24 protein-coding genes are annotated in these 23,030 nt (G+C 72.4%); 12 read left to right on the top strand and 12 right to left on the bottom strand.

The window, feature by feature from the left end:
- Positions 1–640 precede the first annotated feature (640 nt).
- Complete coding sequence (locus tag J2S41_RS39180) at positions 641–1,303, bottom strand: MarR family transcriptional regulator (RefSeq protein WP_310376001.1); 663 nt, start codon at positions 1,301–1,303, stop codon at positions 641–643.
- A gap of 188 nt (positions 1,304–1,491) precedes the next feature.
- On the opposite strand from J2S41_RS39180, the gene J2S41_RS39175 reads away from it, so the two are divergent.
- The 7 genes from J2S41_RS39175 to J2S41_RS39145 all read left to right on the top strand — a co-directional run bounded on the left by J2S41_RS39175 (position 1,492) and on the right by J2S41_RS39145 (position 7,658).
- Entirely contained in the window at positions 1,492–2,682 is a 1,191-nt protein-coding gene (locus J2S41_RS39175; protein WP_310376000.1) for a cytochrome P450, read from the top strand.
- A gap of 112 nt (positions 2,683–2,794) precedes the next feature.
- Positions 2,795–3,310, top strand: a complete 516-nt coding sequence (gene tsaE, locus J2S41_RS39170; protein ID WP_310375999.1) for a tRNA (adenosine(37)-N6)-threonylcarbamoyltransferase complex ATPase subunit type 1 TsaE — start codon at positions 2,795–2,797, stop codon at positions 3,308–3,310.
- A complete protein-coding gene (gene tsaB / locus J2S41_RS39165; RefSeq protein ID WP_310375989.1) occupies positions 3,273–3,923 on the top strand; it encodes a tRNA (adenosine(37)-N6)-threonylcarbamoyltransferase complex dimerization subunit type 1 TsaB in 651 nt (216 codons plus the stop codon). The genes tsaE and tsaB overlap by 38 nt, the downstream gene beginning before the upstream one ends.
- Complete coding sequence (locus J2S41_RS39160) at positions 3,920–4,537, top strand: L-threonylcarbamoyladenylate synthase (RefSeq protein WP_310375987.1); 618 nt, start codon at positions 3,920–3,922, stop codon at positions 4,535–4,537. The genes tsaB and J2S41_RS39160 overlap by 4 nt, the downstream gene beginning before the upstream one ends.
- Positions 4,534–5,532 carry a tRNA (adenosine(37)-N6)-threonylcarbamoyltransferase complex transferase subunit TsaD gene (tsaD, locus tag J2S41_RS39155; protein ID WP_310375985.1) on the top strand — a complete coding sequence of 333 codons (999 nt, stop codon included), beginning with the start codon at positions 4,534–4,536 and terminating at the stop codon, positions 5,530–5,532. The genes J2S41_RS39160 and tsaD overlap by 4 nt, the downstream gene beginning before the upstream one ends.
- 324 nt (positions 5,533–5,856) lie before the next feature.
- Complete coding sequence (locus J2S41_RS39150) at positions 5,857–7,059, top strand: glycosyltransferase (RefSeq protein ID WP_310375982.1); 1,203 nt, start codon at positions 5,857–5,859, stop codon at positions 7,057–7,059.
- On the top strand, positions 7,056–7,658 hold the full coding sequence (locus J2S41_RS39145) for a DUF998 domain-containing protein (protein ID WP_310375980.1): 603 nt from the start codon (positions 7,056–7,058) through the stop codon (positions 7,656–7,658). The genes J2S41_RS39150 and J2S41_RS39145 overlap by 4 nt, the downstream gene beginning before the upstream one ends.
- Before the next feature lie 169 nt (positions 7,659–7,827).
- Here the strand turns inward: J2S41_RS39145 and J2S41_RS39140 are convergent, their stop codons facing one another.
- Together J2S41_RS39140 and J2S41_RS39135 are read right to left on the bottom strand one after the other, a co-directional pair.
- Positions 7,828–8,436 carry an arsenate reductase/protein-tyrosine-phosphatase family protein gene (locus J2S41_RS39140; protein WP_310375978.1) on the bottom strand — a complete coding sequence of 203 codons (609 nt, stop codon included), beginning with the start codon at positions 8,434–8,436 and terminating at the stop codon, positions 7,828–7,830.
- A complete protein-coding gene (locus tag J2S41_RS39135) occupies positions 8,437–9,078 on the bottom strand; it encodes an L-threonylcarbamoyladenylate synthase (RefSeq protein ID WP_310376869.1) in 642 nt (213 codons plus the stop codon).
- 90 nt (positions 9,079–9,168) lie between these two features.
- Here J2S41_RS39135 and J2S41_RS39130 point away from each other — a divergent pair, with 90 nt between their 5' ends.
- Both J2S41_RS39130 and J2S41_RS39125 read left to right on the top strand, forming a co-directional pair.
- Positions 9,169–10,827 (top strand): glycoside hydrolase family 10-like protein, encoded by a 1,659-nt coding sequence (locus J2S41_RS39130; protein ID WP_310375976.1) that lies wholly within the window; start codon positions 9,169–9,171, stop codon positions 10,825–10,827.
- Positions 10,828–10,923: 96 nt separating this feature from the next.
- Complete coding sequence (locus J2S41_RS39125; RefSeq protein WP_310375975.1) at positions 10,924–11,160, top strand: hypothetical protein; 237 nt, start codon at positions 10,924–10,926, stop codon at positions 11,158–11,160.
- A gap of 93 nt (positions 11,161–11,253) precedes the next feature.
- Here the strand turns inward: J2S41_RS39125 and J2S41_RS39120 are convergent, their stop codons facing one another.
- Together J2S41_RS39120 and J2S41_RS39115 are read right to left on the bottom strand one after the other, a co-directional pair.
- The gene (locus tag J2S41_RS39120; protein ID WP_310375973.1) at positions 11,254–11,694 is read right to left on the bottom strand and encodes an ABA4-like family protein; all 441 of its coding nucleotides are present in this window, start codon (positions 11,692–11,694) and stop codon (positions 11,254–11,256) included.
- A complete protein-coding gene (locus J2S41_RS39115) occupies positions 11,691–12,647 on the bottom strand; it encodes a hypothetical protein (RefSeq protein ID WP_310375972.1) in 957 nt (318 codons plus the stop codon). Before J2S41_RS39115 ends, J2S41_RS39120 begins: the two co-directional genes overlap by 4 nt.
- A 93-nt stretch (positions 12,648–12,740) precedes the next feature.
- On the opposite strand from J2S41_RS39115, the gene J2S41_RS39110 reads away from it, so the two are divergent.
- Entirely contained in the window at positions 12,741–13,397 is a 657-nt protein-coding gene (locus tag J2S41_RS39110) for a MerR family transcriptional regulator (protein WP_310375970.1), read from the top strand.
- An 816-nt stretch (positions 13,398–14,213) separates the two neighbouring features.
- Positions 14,214–14,513 carry a hypothetical protein gene (locus J2S41_RS39105; protein WP_310375966.1) on the top strand — a complete coding sequence of 100 codons (300 nt, stop codon included), beginning with the start codon at positions 14,214–14,216 and terminating at the stop codon, positions 14,511–14,513.
- Here the strand turns inward: J2S41_RS39105 and J2S41_RS39100 are convergent.
- On the bottom strand, positions 14,503–16,017 hold the full coding sequence (locus J2S41_RS39100) for a GGDEF domain-containing protein (RefSeq protein WP_310375964.1): 1,515 nt from the start codon (positions 16,015–16,017) through the stop codon (positions 14,503–14,505). The two genes, J2S41_RS39105 and J2S41_RS39100, sit on opposite strands and share 11 nt — an antisense overlap.
- Positions 16,018–16,186: 169 nt before the next feature.
- On the opposite strand from J2S41_RS39100, the gene prmC reads away from it, so the two are divergent.
- Positions 16,187–17,020, top strand: a complete 834-nt coding sequence (gene prmC / locus J2S41_RS39095) for a peptide chain release factor N(5)-glutamine methyltransferase (protein ID WP_310375962.1) — start codon at positions 16,187–16,189, stop codon at positions 17,018–17,020.
- On the opposite strand, the gene J2S41_RS39090 is transcribed toward prmC, so the two are convergent.
- From J2S41_RS39090 to J2S41_RS39065, 6 genes are all read right to left on the bottom strand, one after another.
- Positions 17,017–17,544, bottom strand: a complete 528-nt coding sequence (locus J2S41_RS39090) for a SigE family RNA polymerase sigma factor (RefSeq protein ID WP_310375960.1) — start codon at positions 17,542–17,544, stop codon at positions 17,017–17,019. The genes prmC and J2S41_RS39090 overlap by 4 nt on opposite strands.
- Positions 17,545–18,114 (bottom strand): permease-like cell division protein FtsX, encoded by a 570-nt coding sequence (locus J2S41_RS39085; protein ID WP_310375958.1) that lies wholly within the window; start codon positions 18,112–18,114, stop codon positions 17,545–17,547.
- A 60-nt stretch (positions 18,115–18,174) separates the two neighbouring features.
- Entirely contained in the window at positions 18,175–19,263 is a 1,089-nt protein-coding gene (gene prfA / locus J2S41_RS39080; protein ID WP_310375957.1) for a peptide chain release factor 1, read from the bottom strand.
- Positions 19,264–19,353: 90 nt separating this feature from the next.
- Positions 19,354–19,584, bottom strand: a complete 231-nt coding sequence (rpmE, locus tag J2S41_RS39075) for a 50S ribosomal protein L31 (protein WP_310375956.1) — start codon at positions 19,582–19,584, stop codon at positions 19,354–19,356.
- A 153-nt stretch (positions 19,585–19,737) separates the two neighbouring features.
- Complete coding sequence (locus tag J2S41_RS39070; protein WP_310375955.1) at positions 19,738–21,819, bottom strand: methyl-accepting chemotaxis protein; 2,082 nt, start codon at positions 21,817–21,819, stop codon at positions 19,738–19,740.
- 14 nt (positions 21,820–21,833) lie between these two features.
- The gene (locus J2S41_RS39065) at positions 21,834–23,027 is read right to left on the bottom strand and encodes a nitric oxide synthase oxygenase (RefSeq protein ID WP_310375953.1); all 1,194 of its coding nucleotides are present in this window, start codon (positions 23,025–23,027) and stop codon (positions 21,834–21,836) included.
- Positions 23,028–23,030 lie beyond the last annotated feature (3 nt).

Here is a 23,030-nt window from a genome sequence, read left to right as displayed (position 1 = left end):
GCAAGTCGATCACCACGCCCACTTTGTGAGCCACAGGCACGTAATCCACGCCGAATTACGTGCCTACGCCTCACAAAGTGAAGCGATCAATCGCGGCCAGCGGAAAGACCGCAGCGCCATCCAGCCACGCGACCATTCGCGCCCCCGGCAACGCGCGAATCGCGACCCTTGCGGCGCGACCAGCTCCGCACGAAGGCGGCCCGGGCGCTCAGCGCCCGAAATATCGCCATATCGCCGACGTCAGTTGATCACCACGCCCACTTTGTGAGCCACAGGCACGTAATTCACGCCGAATAACGTGCCTACGCCTCACAAAGTGAAGCGATCAATCGCCGCCGGCCGAAAAATCCCGGCGCCGATCAGCCGCGATCAGCCGCGACCCCGGCAACGCGCGAACCGCGACCCCGGCAACGCGCGAACCGCGGCTCCAACAACGCGCGAATCCCGATCCCAATAGCGCGCACCGGATTTCCGCGGCGAGGCCGGGTCCGCACGGAGGACAGTCCGGGCGCTCCGCGCCCGAAATATCGTCATATCGCCGACGCAAGTCGATCACCACGCTCACTTTGTGAGCCGCAGGCACGTAATTCGCGCCGGATAACGTGCCTGCGGCTCACAAAGTGAGGTGGAGGCGTCCGGCTCAGGTGAGTAGGGAGCGGGAGCGGTCGGCGGATTCGATGGAGTCGAGCATGACGCGTTCCAGGAAGGTGCCGGCCTTGGAGAGGCGGCGGCCGACCGGGTCGTCGGGGGCGATGGTGGCCGCGGCGGCCAGGGCGGCGCGGGCGGTCTCCAGCGTCTGCCGGGAGCTGATCACGACGGCGTGGTACCAGGCCTGATCGTCGACCACGTAGCGGTCGCGGCGACGGCGGGGGTCGCGCTCGCGCCGTACGTACCCGGTGTCGATCAGGAAGTTCACGGACGCGGAGACGGACGCGGGGCTGATCTCGAGCCGGCGGGACAGTTCGGCCGCGGTGCGCGTGCCGGTCTCGGACATCAGCAGGTCCATGTGGACGCGCGCGATGGTCCTCGGCAGCCCGGACCGCACCGCCAGCTCGATGATCTTCTCCTGCGCGGCGTCGACCGTCGCGGCCGAGGAGACGGGGGCGGACACCGGCCCGCCACGCCGCGCCCGCCGCGCCGTCGCACGGTGCGCCCGCTCCGGCTCGTATCCGCCGGGGCCACCGTTGCGCGCGATCTCCCGGCTGATGGTCGAGGTCGGCCGGGCGAGCTGCCGGGCGATCTCGGCGTACGTGAGCCGGCCCGCGAGCCCGGCCGCTATCCGCCGCCGATCCTGGTGCGTCAACCGTCCTCCTGGCATGCCGAACAGTATTGCTTTCAGCACCATTCATTGCAACACGCCGTTGCATTCGAATGCCCCGCCATTGCACCAATATATCGGCCATGAGCTGCACATACACGATTCAGATAATTGACCTGATTCCCCGGTGCAACGTAGCTTTCGGTGACACCCGAACGAGATGAGGAATTGTCATGGGGGAATCCGTTCACCACGTCGCCGCCATGCCGGTCGCCCGCACGCCGGGCTGCCCGTTCGACCCGCCGGCCGAGCTGCTGGAGGCGCGCGCGCACGGCCCGATCAGCCGCGTCACCCACCTGGGCGGTCGCCCCGGCTGGCTGGTCACCGGGTTCGACCTGGTCCGGTCCGTGCTGGCCGACCCGCGGTTCAGCTCGCGCAAGGAGCTGCTGAACGTGGGCGACTTCGACATCCCGCCGGCCCCGCCGGGCGAGTTCCTGCTGATGGACGAGCCGGAGCACGGGCGGTACCGCCGGCACCTCCAGGGCCGGTTCACGGTACGGCGGATGCGGCTGCTCGCCGAGCGCGTCGCCGAGATCACGGCCGGCTGCCTGGACGCCATGGAGCGGCAGGGCCCGCCGGTCGACCTGGTGCCCGCGTTCGCCCGGCCGATCCCGTCGATGGTGATCTGTGAGCTGCTGGGCGTGCCGTACGAGGACCGGGGCCGCTTCCAGGAGCAGATCGACACCTTCATGGGCGGTGAGGTGAGCGACGAGGAGCTGATCGCGGCCTACACCGCCACCCAGCGCTACCTGGCGGAGCTGGTCGCCGCGAAGCGCGCGCACCCGACCGACGACGTGCTCAGCGACCTCACCGGCAGCGACCTGACCGACGAGGAGCTGCAGGGCATCGCGCTGCTGCTGCTCGCGGCCGGCTTCGACACCACCGCGAACGTGCTGGCGCTGGGCACGTTCGCGCTGCTGAGCAACCCGGATCAGCTTGCCGCGCTGCGCGCCGACCCCACGGGCACCGACGGTGCGGTGGAGGAACTGCTGCGCTACCTGAGCGTGGCCAAGACGTTCATGCGGACCGCGCTGGAGGACGTCGAGCTGGGCGGGCACACGATCGAGGCCGGCACCACCGTGGTGCTGTCGTACCACACGGCCAACCGCGACCCGGACCGCTTCACCGATCCGCACGCGCTCGACCTGGCCCGGCCGCGCGCCGCGCATCTCGCGTTCGGGCACGGCGCCCACCAGTGCCTGGGCCAGCAGCTGGCCCGGGTGGAGCTGAGCGTCGCGTTCGCCGCGCTGCTCGGCCGCTTTCCGACGCTGCGCCTGGCCGGGCCGGCGGAGTCGGTCGTGCTCCGCCCGGAGACCGCGGACATCTACGGCGTCAAGAGCCTGCCGGTCACCTGGGACGCGTGACCGCTCACCTGGTGGAACCCCGCCCGGCGGATGGGACAATCCTCATCGGCCGGACTAGGCTGGTCGGCCTACCTCGGGCTTCCGCCCGCGGAGAGTTTGGGGAAGTGTCAACATGCGTTCATTCAGTGTGGTCTCCGGCTCGCCGGCCCAGACGGCGCTGATCGCCACGGCGCTCGCCGAGCGGCTGAGGCCCGGCGACATCGTGCTGCTGAGCGGCAACCTGGCCGCGGGCAAGACCACGTTCGTCAAGGCGGTCGCCGAGGCGCTGGGCTCGACCGACCCGGTCACCAGCCCGACGTTCGCGCTCGCGCAGTTCTACGCGACCAAGGAGTCGCGGATCCTGCACGTGGACACCTACCGGCTCGCCGACGTCGAGGAGTACCGGGACCTCGGCCTGGAGGAGTACCAGGAGGACGCGATCAGCCTGATCGAGTGGGGCGAGAAGATCGCCGGTGAGTTCCCCTGCCACCTCGCCGTCTCGTTCGTCGCCACGGACGAGGCGGACGGCCGCTCGCTCACGTTCTCCGCCACCTGCGACCGGTGGACCGGCGCGCTCGCCGACCTGCACGCCGCTATCTCGAAGGACACCCATGGGGCTCACGCTGGCGATCGAGACATCGTCGATTAACTACGGCGTCACGCTGGACGGCACGGAAACCGTCCTGAGGCGCGACGACCCCTCCTTCACCAGCATCGGCGGGCTGGTCGAGACCGCGCTGGCCGCCGCCGGGCGAACACCCGCGGACATCGCGCTGATCGCGGTGAATCTCGGCCCGGGCAACCTCAGCTCCGTGCGCGCCGGTGTGGCGTACGCGAACGGCCTGGCCTTCAGCCTGGGCCGCCGGGTGGTGGGCGTCCACGGGCTGCGCGTGCTGGCGTTCGCCGCGGCGCCGGACGCGGACCTGCCGGTGCTCTGCCTGCGCAACGCGGGCGCGGGCAACGTCTACGCGGCCGTCTACGAGCACGGCAAGGCCTCGCTGATGCGGCACGGGACCCTGTCCGACATCGCCGAGGCGGTCCGCGCGGCGCACTCGGAGATCATCCTGGCCGGCTCGTTCCGCGACCGGGCACGCGAGCTGCTGGCCGGCGTGTCCGTGACCGACAGCGGCGTCGAGGTTCCGTCCTCGCTCGCCACCTACACGCTCACGGTCACGCCGCCGGCGGACGCCGACTGGGCCCCGGCCGACTTCGTGAGCCCGATCAACGAACAGACGCCGCCGTTCACCGGGGAGATTCCGTGATCCTCCAGAAAGTCACCGACGTGACGCCCGAGATCGTCGCCGCCGCGCGGGACAGCCTGCTGGCCGGCGGCGTGGCGCTGGTGCCGACGGACACGGTCTACGGCCTCGCCGCCGCGGCCGGCCGTCCCGAGGCCGCCGCGCGCATCTTCGCGCTGAAGAACCGGCCGGCCGCGCGCAATCTGCCGATCATGGTGTCCGGCGTGGACCAGTTGCCCGGCCTCGGCGTGGTGATCACTCCGGACGCGCGGAAGCTGCTGGACGCGTTCGCCCCCGGGCCGATCACCATCGCGTTCGGCGTGGACCCGGCCGCGGCGCCGGAGTGGCTAGCCGGGCGGGAGGAGGTCGCGGTGCGCATCCCCAGGGAGGAGGCGCTGCTGGCGATCATCCGGGAGACCGGCCCGCTGCTGGTCACCAGCGCGAACGCGCACGCGCAGGAGACGCCGGAGACCGTGCCCGACATCCTGGCGATGCTGGACGGCGAGCCCGACGTCGTGCTCGACGGCGGGCCGCGCCAGTCCGTACCGTCGACGCTGGTGAACTGCAACCTGCCGGCTCCGCGGATCGAGCGCGCCGGCCAGATCCCCGCTGACCAGATCGAGAAGGTTCTGTCATGACGTCGAACGGGCTCATCCTCGGCATCGAGACGTCCTGTGACGACACGGCCGTCGGGCTCGTGGACGTGCACGGGCAGGTCGTCGCGTCCGCGGTCGCGTCCCAGGTGCTCATCCACAACCGGTACGGCGGCGTCTACCCCGAGGTGGCCAGCCGCGCCCACATCGACAAGATCATTCCGACGGTACGGATGGTGATCGAGGACTCCGGCATCGACCCGCGCGAGCTGGAGGCGATCGGCGTCACCCGCGGCCCCGGGCTGATCGGCTCGCTGATGGTCGGCCTCGACACCGCGTCCGGCCTGGCCGCGGGCTGGGGCGTGCCGATCGTGGGCGTCAACCACCTGCGTGGCCACCTGCGCAGTGCGGACCTGGAGGAGCAGCGGGTCGAGTTCCCCGCGATGATCCTGCTGGTCTCCGGCGGGCACACGCTGCTCGCCCGGATGAACGGGCCGTCGGACATCAAGCTGATCGGCAACACGCTGGACGACTCGGTCGGCGAGGCCTACGACAAGGTGTCGCGCATGCTCGGGCTCGGCTACCCGGGCGGGCCGGTCGTGGACCGGATGGCCGGCGCCGGCGTGCCGAACATCCCGTTCCCGCGCCCGGTGATCAACCACGGGCTGGACTTCTCGTTCTCCGGGCTGAAGTCCGCGGTGATGCGCTACCTGGAGGCGGAGAAGGGCTGGAAGGTCGAGGACGTGGCCGCGTCCTTCGTGGCCGCCTGCATGGACGTGCTGATCGCGAAGTGCCGGCGCGCGCTCGCCACGTACCCGTCGTCCTCGCTGGTCATCGTGGGTGGCGTGGCCGCCTCTCCGCCGCTGCGCGCCGCGGCCGCCCAGCTCTGTGAGGAGGCCGGCGTGCGGCTGTGCCTGCCGCCGCTGAAGTGGTCCACGGACAACGGCGCGATGATCGCCATGGCCGCCTGGGACTACCTGGCCAGTGACAACCACACGCCGGTGCAGCCGCAGACCTCGCTGACGATCGAATCGTTCTAGTAGTCGTCTTGCCGACCCGTGGCCGCCCGGCGCGGCCACGGGTCCCTTAATGCCCCCGACCTGATCTCCCTTACTGGAACTTCCCGGCACGATATGGCCGGAAATATCGAATTATTTGGGCGTGTTGGGTAGGTCGCGCACCGGCCGCGGGCGGCACGACGCCGCGATCACGCGCCTGACCGGCCGCGACAGCCCGTACCGCGGGGTTATGCGGAACAGCTCCACCGGTGGACGACCGGGACCCCCTTCACGGCCGAGAGTCATCGGCATGAATCCGGCGCGACGTGCGCCGGACCGCCGGCCCCGGCCCGAAGGAGAAGTCCCGTGCGCATCCTCATCGGCTCCGACACGTACGCCCCGCACATCAACGGCGCCTCGTACTTCACCCAGCGGCTCGCGTCCGCGCTGAGCGAGCGGCACGAGGTGCACGTGGTCAGCCCCGCGACCGGCCTCCGCAGCGGCACGCGGACCACGGAGGCCGGGATCGTCGAGCACCGCGTGCGGTCGCTGCCGGTCCCGACGCGCCCCGACTTCCGGTACTGCCTGCCGGTGGGGCTGCGCCGCGCGGCCGGGCGAATCCTGGACGAGGTCCGGCCGGACGTGGTGCACGTGCAGAGCCACTTCCCGGTGTGCCGTGCGCTGGTCGCGGCCGCGCACGAGCGCGGGATCTTCGTGGTCGCCACGAACCACTTCATGCCGGAGAACCTGGCGCACTACCTGCCGATCGGTGAGGCCGGCCGGGAGACCGTGCACGCCTGGGCGTGGCGGGACGCGGCGCGCGTGTTCGCCCACGCGGACGTGGTGACCGCGCCCACGCCGTACGCCGCCGCGCTCGCCACCGTGGCCGGCGTGCCCGGGCCGGTGCTGCCGATCTCCTGCGGCATCGACCTGACGCGCTTCCGCGACACCGGCGACGGCGCCGGCTTCCGTCAGCGCTACGGGCTGGCGGACAAGCCCACGGTCACGTTCGTCGGCCGGCTCGACGCGGAGAAGAACCTGGACGTTCTGGTCCGCGCGTTCGCGGTGGTGCGGCGCGAGCTGGACTCGCAGCTGCTGCTGGTCGGCACCGGTGCGGAGGAGCGGGCGCTGCGCGCGGCGGCCCGGCAGCTCGGCGTCGAGGAGGACGTGCGGTTCGCCGGGTTCGTGCCGGACGAGGAGCTGCCGTCCGCGTACGCGGCCTCGACCGTGTTCGTCAACCCCGGCACCGCCGAGCTGCAGAGCCTGGTCACGCTGGAGGCGATGGCCTGCGGCCGCCCGGTGCTCGGCGCGAACGCCGCCGCGCTCCCCCACCTGGTCATCGACGACCAGACCGGCTGGCTGTTCGAGCCGGGCGACACCCGCGCGCTGTCCCGCCGGCTGATCACGCTGCTCCGCGACCCGGAGTTGGCCGTCGCCATGGGCCGCCGGGCCCGCGCGGTCGCCGAGCAGCACGACGAGTCGCGCAGCATCACCGCGTTCGAGCAGCTCTACGCGATCGGCCACGACCGCGTCCACCCGCGCCGGGAGCCCGTGGGCGCCGCACGGTGACCGGAGACTGGTTCCGCTACGCGCTGCTCTGCCTGGCCCTGTCCACGACCGCCGGCTCCGGCCTGCTGCTGCACGGCGGCGTGGATCAGGTGAACGAGCTGGTCAGCGACGCGGTCCGGTCCCGGTCCGGCGCGGTGCTGCTGGCACTGGCCGCCTGCGGCCTGGCCGGTGCCGGCGTCTGGCTCTGCGCGGGCGCCCGGCGCGGCCTGCCCCGCACCCGGCGGCTGGTCGCGCTGCTGGCCGTCTGGGTCGTCTCGCTGATCGCGGTGGCGTTCTTCCCCACCAACCTCCCGGGTACGCCGCTCACCGCGGCCGGGGTCGTGCACCGCTACGCCGCCGCCGCGGCGGTCGGGCTGCCGCCGCTGGTCGCGCTGCTGGTGGCGGAGAAGTCCGGGCAGCGGGCGCGGCTGCTGCGCACGGTCGGGTTCGCCACGCTGGCGGCCTGCGCCGCGTTCGCCGCGGTACACGGCCCGGAGGTACTGCTCGGCAGCTCCCGCCCGCCCTACGCGGGGCTGGCCGAACGCCTGCTGCTCGCGCTGGTCCTGCTCGCCACCGGCCTGAGCGCCTGGGTGATCAAACGCGCGGAGCAGACCCGATGACCCCATCGACGGTACGACCGGGAGGTCTTGCGGCCACGGATCGCGCAGGGAGGCCGCCCACGGCCGGCCGGTGCTCGCGGGAGCATGCCTCTGCCCCCACCCCTGAGCCGGAGTGAACGCTGATCCCCCGCCGGAAGCGGGAAACCCACATGGCTCTTGATCGTGGTCGTCAGGACGCGGCGAGCAGGCGCTGGGCCAGCGGCTCCACCGTCGCCTCGATCTCGTCGGCGATCCGCACGAAGGCGGCGTCGCCGCGGCCCCACGGGTCATCGAGGTCGTCCGTGGGCAGCGGTTCTGCGCCGGCGCGGGCCGCGTCGGCCGCGGCCACCAGCGCGACGCCGCGCGCGTAGACCGCCTCCGGCGTCACGCCCGGCTCGGGCAGCGCGGACTCGTCGACCGTGGCCAGCAGCCGGCCGAACTCGGCCAGCACGAACGTGCGCGCGGCCGCGTCCGGGCGCAGCGCCAGCACGTACTCGTGCTGGTCCGCGGTGGCGGTGAGGATCAGGTCGGCCGCGTCGATGTGGTCCGAGCGCAGCTTGCGGGCCTCGAACGCGGACGCGTCACCGCCGCGGCGCTTGATCTCCCGGGCCGCGGGCGGATTCATCTTCTCGCCCGCGTGCCAGCCGCCGGTGCCCGCGCTGTGCGAGTAGATCAGCTCCTCGGTGATGGCGTCCGCACCGGCCAGCCGGCGGGCGAACGCCATGTTCAGCATGTGCTCGGCCATCGGGCTGCGGCAGATGTTGCCCATGCAGACGTGCAGCACGGAAAACGGCGGCATTCAGTCCTCCTGGCCGAGCATGTCCGGCACCACGTCCCGCAGCTTCTCCAACGGGACCGCGCCCGCGCGCAGCATCCGCGGGACGTCGCCGGTGACGTCCACGATCGTGCTCGGCACCGGGTCGAGGCACGGCCCGGCCTCGAGGTAGGTCCGGACCGAGTAGCCCATCTGGTCCTGCGCCTCGGCCGCGGTCAGCGGCGCCGCGCGGCCGGTCTTGTTCGCCGCGGACACCGCCATCGGGCCGACCTCGCGCAGCACCTCCAGCGCCACCGGGTGCAGCGGCTGCCGCACCGCGATCTGCCCGTTCGTCTCGCCGAGGTCCCACTGCAGGCTCGGCGCGTGGTCCACGATGATCGTCAGCGGGCCGGGCCAGAACGCGTCCGCCAGGTCGCGCGCGGCCTTCGGCAGGATCAGCACCAGCCCGTTCAGCGTGTGGCGCGAGCCGACCAGCACCGGCGGGGGCGTCCGGCCGCGGCCCTTCGCGTTGAACAGCGAGTTCACCGCGGCCGACGAGAACGCGTCACAGCCGATGCCGTAGAGCGTGTCGGTGGGCATGACCACCAGTTCGCCGTTCTTCGCTGCCTCGACCGCGGCGGCGATGCCTCGATCACGATCGGCTGCGGACCGGCAGTCATAGAGCATCACGGGGAGAGTCTGCCATGGGCGGCTGAGCGCGCACCCGCACCGGTGGCAAGGTTTGCGATTTCGCCGGCGATCGGCAGACTGGTTCGGGTGCCCGAGCTGACGAAGCCCACCCGCCGCCAGTTACTCATCGGACTGACCGCCGGACTCTCCGTGCTCGTCGTGGTCGCCACGCTGGGTCTGATCCGCTGGGCCGACGATCGATCGGGCAGCGCGGCCGAGGCCCGCGAGCCGTTCGGCGCGGCCACGGCGAACGCGTCCACGGCCGGCTCCTGCAACGGCGTGGCCACCTCGGCGCGGCGCGAGCTGCGCGGCATGTGGATCGCCTCGGTCAACAACATCGACTGGCCGAGCCGGAAGGGCCTGCCCGAGGCGCAGGTCAAGGCGGAGTACCTGGGCTGGCTCGACCTGGCGCAGAAGCTCAACCACAACGCGGTCTTCGTGCACGTGCGGCCCAGCGGCGACGCGTTCTGGCCGTCGGAGTACGCGCCCTGGTCCGACTGGCTGACCGGCAAGCGCGACGGCAAGAGCCCCGGCTGGGACCCGCTGGAGTGGATGATCGCCGAGACGCACGCACGCAACCTCGAGTTCCACGCCTGGTTCAACCCGTACCGGGGCAGCCAGCCGGCCGCGGCCAACGGCGCCGGCGACGACCTCGACCAGCTCGCGCCCAACCACCCGCTGCGCGCGCACCCGGAGTGGCGCGTGGTCTACCCGAGCGAGAACGGGCGGTTCTACTTCAACCCCGGCATCCCGGAGGCGCGCGCGTTCGTCGAGGACTCGATGCTGGAGGCGGTCGAGCGGTACGACGTGGACGGCGTGCACTTCGACGACTTCTTCTACCCGTACCCGGAGGACGACGAGGACTTCCCGGACGACGCCGCGTTCGCCGCGCACAACCGTGGCATCACCGACAAGGGCGACTGGCGCCGCGACAACGTGAACCTGCTGGTCAAGGAGATGTCCGAGCGGATCAAGCAGCTCAAGCCGTGGGTCAAGTTCGGGATCAGCCCGTTCGGCATCTGGCGCAACGAGAGCACCGACCCGGAGGGCTCGGCCAGCCGCGGCCTTCAGGCCTACGACGAGATCTACGCGGACACCCGCAAGTGGGTGCGCGAGGGCTGGCTGGACTACATCGTTCCTCAGCTCTACTGGAACATCGGCTTCGAGCGCGCCGACTACGCCGCGTTGCTGCCCTGGTGGACGAAGACCGTGGCCGGCACCGGCGTGCAACTCTGGATCGGCCAGGCCGACTACCGGGCCGGTGAGTCCGGCGCGTGGAAGGAGCCGGACCAGCTCAGCAAGCAGCTCACGCTCAACCGCACGCACCCCGAGGTGACCGGCAGCGTCCACTTCAGCGCCAAGCAGCTCAAGGCCGACAAGCTCGGCTCGGTCACCCGGTACGTCAAGGACCACTACGCCACGCCCGCGCTCCCGGCCGTGATGCCCCAGCTCCCGTCCACCCCTCCGGCCGCCCCCATGGTGACCGCCGCCGTCCGCGACCCGAAGACCGGCGCCGTCACGGTCACCGGCCGCGCCGCCGACGGCACCGAGCCCACGTCCTATGCCCTCTACCGGGTGGACGGCTCCCGCGCCACCCTGGTCGCCACCGCCCGCGCCACCGGCGCCACCGATCAGCAGTGGATCGACGCCTCCGCCCCGGCCGCCCCGACCGTCACGTACTGCGTCACGGCCCTCGACCGCTCCTGGAACGAGGGCACCCCCAGCGTCCCCATCACCGCCGGCTGATCACCCGGATCTGCCGGAAACAGGGCGGCGCGGGTCGACATGGTCGATTGTGTTGGTGGCATGCCAATGACATTGGAACCCGTGCAGGAGCGGGACATGGCCACCACCGTGACGACTGACGACGTGCTGGAAGCGCTGTTACGACAGGCGCGCGAGCGTGGCGAGTCACTGCAGGAGCCGCTGCTGCTCCTGATCACCCGCCAGGCTTCGATCAGCCGCAGCCGTGAGCTGATCGCCGACATCAGGCGAGAACTCGCGTCCACCGGCGGCGGCGGACCGGATGCTCCGGACGCCGCCGACATCATCCGCCGTGAGCGCCGGGGGGACTACTGAGCATGATCGCGGTTGATGCCGCAACGGTCACCAACATGTGCGGAAAGCCGCGCTGGTCACCGCGGACGCGCGCCTCGCCGCCACCGCCTCCACCTACCGCCGGGTCGAGTTGGCGGGCTGAGACCGGCGCACGGCGCGGATGACGAGATAGAGCGTGAGGCCGGCCGGGGACAGCAGGATGGTGAGGATGAGGATCGGGGCCATCGCGACGGGGTGCAGGGCGCGGTCGCGGGAGTCGAGGTGGATCCAGCGGCCGATGAAGAGGTCGAAGGCGATCAGGTGGGCCCAGACCGCGGTGACCACGCCGGGACCGGCGAGGAGAGCGCTGACCCCGGCCAGGTCGGGTGACAGCATCTCCGCGGCGAAGGCGGGAAGATCCGGGCCCAGCGCGATCGGCCAGATCGACAGCGGGGCCAGCACGATCAGCGGGGAGCCGACGATCCGGCGGGTCCACGACCAGGCCGGGGCCAGGATCATCAGCGCCCAGAACGGCGCGGCCAGCAGGAACGCCAGCTGGAACAGCAGCGCGGTCACCGCACACCGCCGGCGACCGGCAGGGCGGCGTCGCACGCGTGGGACCGCACGGCCCAGGTCGCGGCGGTCAGCGTGGTGAGCAGGCCGAGCGCGGCGACGGCGAGCGTGAGCGCGTCCGGTGCGGTGACGGGCTGGCCGCGCAGCGCCTGCCAGGTGACCACGCCGGTGAGCCAGGCGTAGCCGACGCCGGCGGTCGCGATGAGCCTGGTCCGTACCGCCGGGTCGGCGAGAAGCGGGCGGCGGCGCGACAGCGGCGTCAGCGCGAACGCGAGCAGCGGCAGGGCCTGCAGCGCGTGCAGGCCGATGAAGTGGCCGACGCGCAGGTCGCCGCCGGCCGTGCTCCAGCCGACCACGGGCAGGCCGGGGCCGCCGTCCTCGACGCCGACGCCGTGCGCGCCGATCAGCGTGGGTGCGGCGCCGTCCGCGAGCGCGCCGACCTGCGAGGGCGTGGGGAACGTCATCAGGAACCCGATGGCCATGCCGGCCAGCGCGATGCCGATGCCGAGTTGGATGGCGAGCGCGGCCGGGCGGTCGGTGAGGCGCTGGCGCAGCAACACCAGGCCGAGGCCGAGCGTGGCGACGAAGACGATCATGATGCTCGCGGCCATCACCGCCCAGACCGCGGTGTCGAACGCGGTGGCCACGTTGAAGTGACTCTGCCGGCCGCGCAGCAACTGGCCGACGATCGCGATCATCTCGACGATCAGGCCGGCCGCGATCACGGTGCCCAGCCACCAGCCGGTCCGGCGCCGCCGCGCGTCGAGCAGCGAGATCATCCAGGCCAGCGTGAGCGCGTAGATGACGATCGAGACAGCAAACTTGAGCGGCTTCAGCCAGATTGGCGCGCCCACCAGGACGCGGTCGTCGAGCCAGAGCCCGAAGGCGCAGACCACGGCCAGCGCCACCATGGCGCCGGAGACGACGGCCAACGGACGGTGCAGTTGATGGAACATCCTCATCACCCCGCTAATGGATAGCAGAACTTTCTACTATCGGTAGGTAGACTATCCGCCAGGATCGCGGAAGATCACAAGGGGTACGAACGCATGCGTGTCGCGGAACTCAGCCGGCGGACCGGCGTGCCGGTGCCGACGATCAAGTTCTACCTGCGGGAGGGCCTGCTGCCGCCCGGCGTGCTGACCAGCCCGAACCAGGCCAGCTACGACGAGGGGCACGTGCGCCGGCTGCGACTGGTCCGGGCGCTGCTGGAGGTGGGCCGGCTGCCGATCGCCACCATCCGCGAGGTGCTGCGCGACGTCGACCACAAGAATCTGCACGGCCGCCTCGGCCGCACGCTCTACCCGCTGGCCGGGGTGCACGACGAGCCGCCCACCCCGGAACTCGCCCGGGCCATCGCGGACGTCGACGCGCTGATCACCCGCTGGGGCTGGCGCGTCGACCCGGCCAGCCCGGGCCGCCGCCGCCTGGCCGAGGTGATGCTGACCTTCCGCGAGCTGGGCGTCGACTACCTGATGCGGGAGATCGACCGGTACGCGCAGGCCGCCGAGATCATCGCCGAGTCCGACCTACGCGGCGTCGCGACCGAGCACAACCCCGACGACGTGGTCACCGGCGCGGTGATCGGCACGGTCGTCGGGGACGCGCTCCAGGCCGCACTCCGCCGCCTCGCCCACGAGAACGCCTCCATCGACCTCTTCAGCGAGACCGGCGCCGAGCCCACCGCGGACGCTCCCGAGCCGTGACCGGCCTCGCGTCGCCGGCGAACCTTGCGAGGCGGCAAGCGAGGCCCGACGATGACCCGCATCGATCACGACAGCCGCGCAGCTGAGAACTCGGATCGCCCACCCTGTCAGCCTCAGGCACGTCATTCGGCGTGGATGACGTGCCTGAGGTTCACAAAGTCACGGTGGACGGTCACCGCCACCCCAGATATACCGAAATATCGGGCGCGGAGCGACCGAACCCATCCCGCGGCCGTCCACGCACCGAAACCACCCGACCGGACCCGAGCGGCAGTGGCACCGGCAGCAGCGCGGAAATCGGCGACCACCCGATGAAGTCCGCCGGGACTTCCGGCGCGGCCGGTTCGCACGCGGCGGCGGCAACCGCGTGCTTCTGCGGTAACCAGCGGCGGAACCGGCTCCGACGCGGCGTCGGAGCGGCGGCGCAGACGCCGCGAGGTTTGCCCGCGGGAGCATGCGGGCCCCACCACGCCGGAAGCGGGCACCCAGACCGTGGGGTCCGGGGCTCGGCCCCGGGTCAACCCAGCGCCCGCCGGAGCACGCGGACCGCGACCACGCCGGAAGCGGACACACCGACCGCAGGGCCCGGGGCTCGGCCCCGGGAAACGCAGCGCCCGCGGGAGTACGCGGGCCCCACCACGCCGGAAGCGAGCACACCGACCGCGGGGTCCGGGGCTCGGCCCCGGGAAAACCCAGCGCCCACGGGAGCATGCGGGCCGCACCACGCCGGAAGCGAGCACACCGACCGCGGGGTCCCCGGGATGCGGAGGATGAGGATGAGGGGGTCGGTGGCGGCGCGTGCCTAGGCTCGGGCGCATGAGCGGCTGGTTCATCGTGATCGAAGAGCAGAGCGGCAACGGCGAGGGGCGGCACTGGCGGGTGACGAATGTGGCGCCGGCCGGGGACAGCGAGGAGGCGGCGCAGGAGGTGGCGCTGAAGACCGCGCGGGAGTATCAGCCGGAGCATCCCTGGTCGCCGCGGCGACGGCAGATCTATCGGATGGCGACGCCCGGGGAGTTCCTGGTGGCGGTGGAGGGGCGGACGGCGACGTTTCACTTCCGGATATCGGTGGGGCAGCGGGTCTACGACGGGCCGGAGACCGGCGTCATGCGGTGACCGTGCGGAACGCGCGGACCAGGGCCTCGGCCAGTCCGCCGCGGCCCTCCGGTGCGGAGCCGTTGATCTCGGCCCAGCCGAGGCGGGCGGAGATCGGCGTGGTGGGGACCAGGGCCTCCCAGTCCTCGGCGGCCAGCGCGGTGGAGATCCGGCGGCCGACCTCGGTGGCCTGGGCCATGCCGGCGCCGGGCAGCACCACCACGAACTCGTCGCCGCCGTAGCGGGCCACGAAGTCGCCGCGGCGCATCACGCGGTTTATCACGCCGGCCACGCGTTGCAGCACCAGGTCGCCGGCGTGGTGGCCGTGCACGGTGTTGACCGAGGTGAAGCCCATCAGGTCGCAGACGCCGAGTGCGGCGCGTTCGCCCTGCTCGGCGAGGCCGGCGACGTACGCCTCCAGCCGGCGGCGGTTGGGCAGGCCGGTGAGCGGGTCGGTGAGCGCCTCCCCGCCGGTGCGGGCGGCGGCGCGGCGCATCTCCTCCTGGTCCAGCCGGGCGGCGATGCCGTCGACGTAGACCTCGCGGAGCCGGTCGTTGCGCTGGGTGGCGAGCCGGAACGCGAGCCGGTCGGCGCGGTGCGCGGCCTCGTGGTCGCCGGCCCGGGCGTAGGAGATGCTGCGCAGCCGCGCGGGCTCGGCCGCGCCGAGCGTCTCCGGCGCGACCGTGACGGCGCCGAGTTGGGAGAGCGCGTCCGTGGTACGGCCGTCCGCGATGGACAGGCACACCTCGCCGAGTCGGCGCAGGTCACGTGCGCGGGCACTGTCGCCGCCGTGGCCGAGCAGCGCGCGGGCGTCCGCGGCGGAGCCCTCGCCCAGCGCGGCGCGGCGGGCGACCGTGTACCCGTACGCGGCGCGCCCGCTCGGGCGGATGCGGTCCAGGTGGCCGGCGCGGTGGATGCGGGTCAGGTCGTCGCTGACGTCGCGGAGCACGCGCAGGCAGCCGTCCGTGTCGCCGGCGTGGTCCAGCGCGATCGCGTTCCGCAGGCGGATGCCGGGCGCGGCCAGCACCTCCTCCGGCATGCCGGCGGCCGCGCCGATCTTCCGGGCGCGCTCGATCGCGGACAGCGCGTAACCGTGGAAGGCCAGGTACGAGTACGCCATGGCGAGGTCGTGCCAGCCCCACGCGGCGTCCGAGTCGGGGTCGGTGACCACGCTCAGCGCGCGTGAACTCTGCACCAGGTGCATGACGCACCGGTCGAGCGCTCCCTGGTGGTGGGCGGCGAGCGCGGCGAACGCGTGCAGCTGACCGCGCACGTACGGCTCCGGCAGCTCCTGCACGGCCTCGAACGCGCGGTCCATGGCCGGGCCGTACTCCGCGGTGCGGCCCAGGTTGATCAGCGTGCCGAGCCGCTGGACCAGCGCGTCCGTCCGCGCGTACGGATCACGGGTGGTCTCGGCGACCCGCTCCAGCAACCGGGACGCCTCCGCCGAGCGGTCAGCTTGCTGCAATTTGCGCGCCTCCCGCAGGTGGTCGGCCTGGTCCGTGACCCGGTCGAGCCAGCCCACCCGGCGCCTCCCACGGTGTTCGGCGGCGTTCCGCTCGGTCCGCCGCAATGTTGTGCTCGCGCGGCGTGCTTCCGGCGCGCCGCGATGTGCGTACCGTAATGATTATGGCGTGACCCACGCTCATGGAAAGCCCCTCGCGGGCACGGAACGGACACGAGCCTCCGCGGTCGTGGCCCGGGGGACGTCTCGCCTGGGAGAGGCGGGTGTCCCGTCCCCGCGCGTCGACGCGGAGATCCTGGCGGCCCACGTGCTGGGCGTGTCCCGCAGCCAGTTGCTGCTCTCCGACGGCTTCACCGAGCAGGCGCTGCTGGAGTACGTCAAGGCGGTCGAGACGCGGGCGTCCGGCGTGCCGGTGCAGCACATCACCGGGCGCGCGCCGTTCCGGCACGTCGAGCTGGCCGTCGGGCCGGGCGTGTTCGTGCCCCGGCCGGAGACCGAGCTGCTGGCCGACTGGGGCCTGGCCGCGCTGGCCGGTCACTCCCGCCCGGTGGTGGTGGACCTGTGCTCCGGTTCCGGCGCGATCGCGCTGGCCGTGGCGAACGAGCGCCCGGACGCGACGGTCTTCGCGGTGGAGCGCTCGCCGGAGGCGCTGACCTGGCTGCGGCGCAACGCGGCGGAGCGGTCCGAGGCCGGCGACCCGCCGGTGACCGTGGTGGAGGGTGACGTCGCCGACGCCTCGGTGCTGGCCGAGCTGAACGGCACCGTCGACCTGGTGCTGTGCAACCCGCCGTACGTGCCGCTGGGCACGAAGGTCGCGGTGGAGGTCGACCACGACCCGCCGCAGGCCGTGTTCGGCGGCGCGGAGGGCCTGGACCTGATCCCCGCCGTGATCCGCACGGCCGCGCGGCTGCTCGGGTCCGGCGGCTCGTTCGCGGTCGAGCACGACGAGACGCACGGCGCGGAGGTGCCGGCGCTGCTGCGCGAGGACGGCCGGTTCGCCGTGATCCGGCTCCGGTACGACCTCGCGCAGCGCGCCCGCTACACCACCGCGCACAAGGCCTAGGCGAGCGGGAAGTCCTCGCCCAGCAGCTCACGCAGCCGGGCCAGGGACCGCATGTTCTGCATCTTCACCACGGAGGCGGAGACACCGAGGATCTCCGCCACCTGATCGACGCTGCGGTCCTCCCAGTGCCGGAGCACCACGATGGCCTGATCCCGGACCGGCAGCGTGGCCAGCGCGCGCAACAGCACGATGTGCAGCTCCGGCGTGCCGCCGCTGTCCACGCCGCGGTCCGGCAGCTCCGCGACGACCAGTTCGCTGCGCCGCCGCCGGTGGTCGAAGACCACGTTCATCAGGACCTTGCGGCTGTACGCCTCCAGGTTCGCCGCCCGCCGCACCCGTTTCCATGAGGCGTACATCCTGGCCAGCGTGATCTGTGTGAGGTCCTGCGCGAGGTGCCAGTCGCGGGTCATCAGGTAGGCGGTGCGCCGCAGCCTCGGCGCGGCGACGGTGGCGAACTCGGTGAAGCCCGCGTCCGGGGAGGCCGGTGCGGCCACGGGGGCGGCGTCCAGCTCGATGGTCCGCACTCAGTCCCCCTCGGGGCAGACCGCGCCGATGATCTCGTCGACACCCGGCGCGTTCTCGTACCGGGCCCGGAACCCGGCCCACTCGCTCCGGTCGGTCAGCCGCGCCCGGAACGCCTCCGGTAGCTGCTCCGCCGTCACCGAGTTGACCAGGTCGGGTGAGTCGGCCCAGAGCGTCACGAACTTCTGGTACGCGGCCTGCCGGTCCTCGAAGAAGTAGCCGCGCAGCGCCCGGTCCGCGGCGAGCGACCGGTCGAGCGCGGCCCGCTGCTCGGCCGTCGCGTCATGCTCCAGGAAGATCGCCGCCTCGTCGGCGAACTGGTCGGTGACGTCGCACTCGGACCAGCTGGCCAACCCGAACTGGACCACCTCCGGCGCGGGGGCGGGCCGCGGCACCAGGTTCACCGCGCCGAGCACCGCCACCAGCGCGACCGCGGCCGCGGACCCGGTCAGCACCCGGCGCCGCCGGCGGATCCGCGTGCCGCCGGTGATCGCGTCCGCGGCGATGTCGCCCAGCGGCACCGGCTCGTCCGCGACCGCCCGCCCGAAGAGGCCCTTCAGATCCTGATCCATGTCACTCCCCATATCGAGACCGTCATGGGGTAGGACCGGCCGGGCCCCCGGTTACGTCACTTACTTCCGGGACAGTTCCGTGTCACCGGCCAGGCGCGCGGCCCGGTCCGCCTCGGTCAGCGCGTCCAGCACGCCGTCCACGTCGCCGGCGAGCACCAGGTCCAGGTTGTACGCGGTGAAGCCGATCCGGTGGTCGGTGATCCGGTTCTGCGGGAAGTTGTACGTCCGGATGCGCTCCGACCGGTCGACCGTGCGCACCTGCGACTTGCGCGCGTCGGAGGCCTCGGCCGCCGCCGCCTCCTGGGCGACCGCGAGCAGCCGGGCGCGCAGGATTCGCATGGCCTGCTCCCGGTTCTGCAGCTGCGACTTCTCGTTCTGGCAGGAGACCACCACGCCGGTCGGCACGTGGGTGATCCGGACCGCGGAGTCGGTGGTGTTGACCGACTGACCGCCGGGGCCGGACGAGCGGAACACGTCGATGCGCAGGTCGTTCGGGTCGATCTGCACGTCGACCTCCTCGGCCTCCGGCAGCACCAGCACGCCCGCGGCGCTGGTGTGGATGCGGCCCTGCGACTCGGTGACCGGCACGCGCTGCACCCGGTGCACGCCGCCCTCCCACTTGAGCCGGGACCAGACGCCGTTGCCGCCGTCGGGCACGCCCTTGGTCTTGATCGCGACGGAGACGTCCTTGACGCCGCCCATGTCCGAGCTCTGCGCCTCGATGATCTCGGTGACCCAGCCGTGCCGCTCCGCGTACCGCTGGTACATCCGCAGCAGGTCGCCGGCGAACAGCGCGGACTCCTCGCCGCCCTCGCCCGCCTTGATCTCCAGGATCACGTCCTTGGCGTCGTTGGGGTCCCGCGGGATGAGCAGCTCGGCGAGGCGCTCCTCCAGCTCGGGCAGGCGCGTGGACAGTTCCTCGGCCTCGGCCGCGAACGCCGGGTCCTCGGCGGCCAGCTCGCGGGCCGCCTCCAGGTCCTCCCGGGCCTGCTCCAGCTCCGCGTGCGCCTTGTGGATCGGGGCGAGCTCGGCGAACCGCCGGCCCACCCGCCGGGCCGTGTTCTGGTCCGCGTGGATGGCCGGATCGGCGAGCCGCTTCTCCAGGTCGGCGTACTCCTCCAGGAGCGACTTCAGCCGTTCGTTGCTCATCTCAAGCTCTTTCTCGTGAAGACCCGGCACGAAACGACGAACGGCGCCCGCCCCTGCCGGGAAGGCAGGAGACGAGCGCCGTACGGGGAGCTACTTGTTCTTCGCGCCGGCCTTCTGGACCTTGGCGTACTTCTGCTGGAACTTGGCCACGCGACCCGCGGTGTCGAGCACGCGCTGCTTGCCGGTGTAGAACGGGTGGCAGGCGCTGCAGGTCTCGACGGAGATCTTGCCGTCCTTCGCGGTGCTCCGCGTGGTGAACGTGCTGCCGCAGGAGCAGGACACCTCGGTCACGGCGTACTGCGGGTGAATGTCCTTCTTCATGTGCCTCGGTCCTCTCGTGGGTGGTCGCCGGGTCGCTCGACGCCGATCGTGGAGCGTGAACCGGAACCGCTGGCCGATGGTCCAGTCTGCCATGTCGCGGGTGCGAGGTCCGCACCGGGAGACGGCGACCGTTCCGGGTGGTGTAACCGAGGCTCACGTCAGCGCATTCCCGAGCGTGGTGAGGTGCCGGGAGAGCCGCTCGCGCACGTCCGGCGGCACCTCCGTGAAGCGCAGCCGCACGTCGTCGCCGGAGCGCTGGGCCACGGTCGCGGGCAGCGAGGCGGTCGTGCCGCCGACCCGGAACTCCGCGGTCACCTCCGCGCCCAGGCCCAGCCGGTCGAGGCTCGGCACGCTGCAGTGCAGGCCACCCAGCCCCAGGTCGAGCAGCCGGCCGGCGTGCCGTTCGCCGTCCACGACCAGCGTCACCGCGCCGCTGTCCGGGAACCGGGGGAACTCGCGCCGCTCCAGCTTGTCGGTCAGGTCGACCATGGTGTTGATCCGGTCCAGCGTCTCCGCGACGCCCCGGTTCAGGCCCTGCACCAGGTCGTGCTGCTCGACCGCGATCTGGCGCAGCTCGAGTGTGGCGCTGTTCACGCTGCCGATGCCGTCCGTGACGCCGCCGATCGCGGCGAACATCTCGGCCACGTCCGTCTCCAGCGAGGAGATGGTGCTCGCGATCTGCTCGGTGGACCGGGCCGACGCGGTGGCCAGGTCCTTGACCTCGCCGGCCACCACCGCGAAGCCCTTGCCCATCTCGCCGGCGCGGGCCGCCTCGATGGTCGCGTTCAGCGCCAGCATGCGGGTCTGGTCGGCCACGCCCGCGATCACCTGGGCCATCTCGGCAACGCGGCGCAGGCTGGCGTTGAGCGCGCCGGTGACCCGGTCCGCCTCGGCCGCCCGGGTCACCACGGACTGGGTGATCTCCGCGGCCGAGGCCATCCGCTCGTCGATCCGGTTGGTGGCGGCGCGCACCTGGTCCACCTGGCCGGCCACGGCGGCCAGTTCCCCGGCGATGGTGGACGCGGTCTCCGCGATCGCCTCCTTCGCCCGCTCGCGCAGCAGCGCCTCGGACCTCTGCTGCTGCGTCAGGCTGGTGTGCAGCTGCTGCTCGCGCGCGTCCTGGCCGGCGCGCAGATCCTCCTCCTGGGCCGCGATCTTCTCGCGCGCGGTGCCGAGCGCGCGGCCGATGTCGCCGAACTCGTCCCGGCCGGCCGGCAGCGGGCGCGGCGCCAGGTCACCGGCCGCGATCGCGCGTACGCCCTCGACCATGTGCCCGACGTGGAAGCGGGTGTGCCACCAGAGCCCGACGCCCGCGTAGAGCGCCAGCAGCACGCCGACCACGGTGATCGTCAGGACGACGTCCCGCTCCCGCTCGAAGCCGTCCACCCGGGTCTCGATCAGCCCGCCCAGCGCGGCGTAGAGGTCACCGGTGACCGCGGTCACCGCCTCGCCGAGCGGGGCCGGGTCGACCGCGGCCGTGCCGCCCAAACCCGCGGTGATCTCGGCGGCGAGCCGTTCGGCCGCGGCCGCGACGCGTTCCACGCCGGCCAGCCGCCCGGCGAGCGCGCCGTCGGACGTGTTCGCCAGCGACGTCTCCGCGCCGGCGCGCAGGTTCGCGGCGACCGTGGTCAGCTCGCTGGCGTAGACCGCCTGCTCCGCGACGAGCGCGGTCCCGGCCGGGTTCACCGGCGCGGCGGCGCGGGCCGCGGCCAGCAGCCCGCGCGGGAGTTGCACGACCTCCATGTCCATCACGTAGAACGAGTCGAGGTCCGGGTCCAGGATCAGGTTGGACTCGTTCGCGACGCCGGTGATGAACGCGGCCAGCGCCTCGCCGAACGCGATCCGGTCCGCGCCCGAGGTCGTGTCCCCGGCCGCGGCCTCGGTGAGCGCGGCCCGCGCCTCGTCCAGCGTGCCGTCCTCGAGCAGTTCCGCGTTCGCCGCGATCGCGGCGTCCAGCGCGGCCAGGTCCGGGCGCTCGCCGGCCAGCGCCCCGCCGAACAGCTCCAGCGCGGGCAGCAGCACCTCGTTCCCGTCGGCCTCGCGCTCGGAGAACGTGATCTGGCCCTGCGCGAAGTGCACGAAGCCGTAGACCGCGCTCATGCACGGCACCAGGAGCACCACCATGATGATCGACAGTCGCACGGTCATCCGGGTGCGGTCCCAGACCGCCAGCACCGGCAGCAGCAGCCGTGGGTACATCCGGTACATCCCCTCGCGCGCGGACCTGGATTCCACGTCCCCGATCGGCGTCAGCGCTCCGAAGCTGAGGGTTTCCGCCGGTCCGGGCGCAGCGCCCGCTCGTGCGCGTCCTCGTCGAGGTAGAACGCGGGCCGAAGGTCCGCCTCGTGGTAGTAGCGGTGGAAGACCGGGGTGGCGGAACCGGAGATCGGTGGCACGATCCAGCTCCAGTCCGCGGGCACCTGACGACCGGCCCGCTCCTCGTTGCGCAGGTGGGACAGGAAGCGCTCGGACTCGGTGTGGTGGTCGGAGATCTTCACGCCGGCCCGGTCGAAGGAGTGCAGCACGGCCCGGTTCAGCTCGATCAGCGCGCGGTCCCGCCAGAGCGTGCCCTCGGACGAGGTGTCCAGCCCCATCCGCTTCGCCACCTCGGGCACGACGTCGTACCGGTCCGCGTCGCCGAAGCTGCGCGCGCCGATCTCGGTGCCCATGTACCAGCCGTTGAACGGCGCCAGCGGGTAGTGCAGGCCACCGATGGTCAGCCGCATGTTCGTGACGGCCGGGACCGCGTACCAGTGCAGCCCCAGCTCCTCGAACCAGGGCAGGTCCGGGTGGGTCAGCGGCACCTCCAGCACGGCCTGGCCGGGGAGCTCGAACAGCCGCACGCCCTCCTCCGGCGTCTCGATCGCCACCGGCAGCACGTCGTGGTCGGTCCCGGCACCGCGCCAGCCGCGCGCGGTCATCGCCTCGGTGAACTCCACCATCCGCGGGTCGCCGAGCACGCTGCCGTCGGAGCGGCGGTAACCGGCGTACCGGATCAACTGCTCGTTCCAGATCCGCGGGTACGGCCGGCCCGGCGTCGCCGGCGCGAAGATCGAGATGATCGGGCGCAGCTGACCGGGGGTGCCGATGCCGGTGGCCTGCCGCAGGTGCCGGAGGAGCAGCGCGAAGACGTCGTCCGCGGTGCGCGCGTCGCGCCGGTCCAGCACCACCAGGCTGCGCCAGTAGAGGCGGCCGATGCAGCGGGACGCGTTGCGCCAGGCCACCTTCGCGCCGTAGGCGACCTCGTCCGCCGTCTGCGCGTAGGTGCCGGTCGCCGCGATCTGCGCGCGCACCACGGACAGCCGCGGCTCGACCGGGCCGAGCCGGGTGTCCTCGCGGTAGCAGAGGCGCAGGAACTCCTCGGCCTCGATCGCGTCCACCGGCGCGTCCGGGTCCCACGGAGGGGTGGGGTTATCCCGGTAACCGGGGACGGCGTGCGACACACC

The organism is Catenuloplanes atrovinosus, from assembly GCF_031458235.1.
Classification (GTDB): domain Bacteria; phylum Actinomycetota; class Actinomycetes; order Mycobacteriales; family Micromonosporaceae; genus Catenuloplanes; species Catenuloplanes atrovinosus.
The sequence above is the reverse complement of the archived record's forward strand: the minus strand, read 5'-3'. Positions and strand labels throughout refer to the sequence as shown.

Coding starts and splice junctions, on each gene's coding strand:
- J2S41_RS39085 (WP_310375958.1), bottom strand. CDS start 18,114: ATGGATCAGGATCTGAAGGGCCTCTTCGGGCGGGCGGTCGCGGACGAG.
- tsaB (WP_310375989.1), top strand. CDS start 3,273: ATGGGGCTCACGCTGGCGATCGAGACATCGTCGATTAACTACGGCGTC.
- J2S41_RS39115 (WP_310375972.1), bottom strand. CDS start 12,647: ATGTTCCATCAACTGCACCGTCCGTTGGCCGTCGTCTCCGGCGCCATG.
- rpmE (WP_310375956.1), bottom strand. CDS start 19,584: ATGAAGAAGGACATTCACCCGCAGTACGCCGTGACCGAGGTGTCCTGC.
- J2S41_RS39135 (WP_310376869.1), bottom strand. CDS start 9,078: ATGCTCTATGACTGCCGGTCCGCAGCCGATCGTGATCGAGGCATCGCC.
- tsaE (WP_310375999.1), top strand. CDS start 2,795: ATGCGTTCATTCAGTGTGGTCTCCGGCTCGCCGGCCCAGACGGCGCTG.
- prfA (WP_310375957.1), bottom strand. CDS start 19,263: ATGAGCAACGAACGGCTGAAGTCGCTCCTGGAGGAGTACGCCGACCTG.
- J2S41_RS39110 (WP_310375970.1), top strand. CDS start 12,741: ATGCGTGTCGCGGAACTCAGCCGGCGGACCGGCGTGCCGGTGCCGACG.
- J2S41_RS39125 (WP_310375975.1), top strand. CDS start 10,924: ATGGCCACCACCGTGACGACTGACGACGTGCTGGAAGCGCTGTTACGA.
- tsaD (WP_310375985.1), top strand. CDS start 4,534: ATGACGTCGAACGGGCTCATCCTCGGCATCGAGACGTCCTGTGACGAC.
- J2S41_RS39105 (WP_310375966.1), top strand. CDS start 14,214: ATGAGCGGCTGGTTCATCGTGATCGAAGAGCAGAGCGGCAACGGCGAG.
- J2S41_RS39140 (WP_310375978.1), bottom strand. CDS start 8,436: ATGCCGCCGTTTTCCGTGCTGCACGTCTGCATGGGCAACATCTGCCGC.
- J2S41_RS39175 (WP_310376000.1), top strand. CDS start 1,492: ATGGGGGAATCCGTTCACCACGTCGCCGCCATGCCGGTCGCCCGCACG.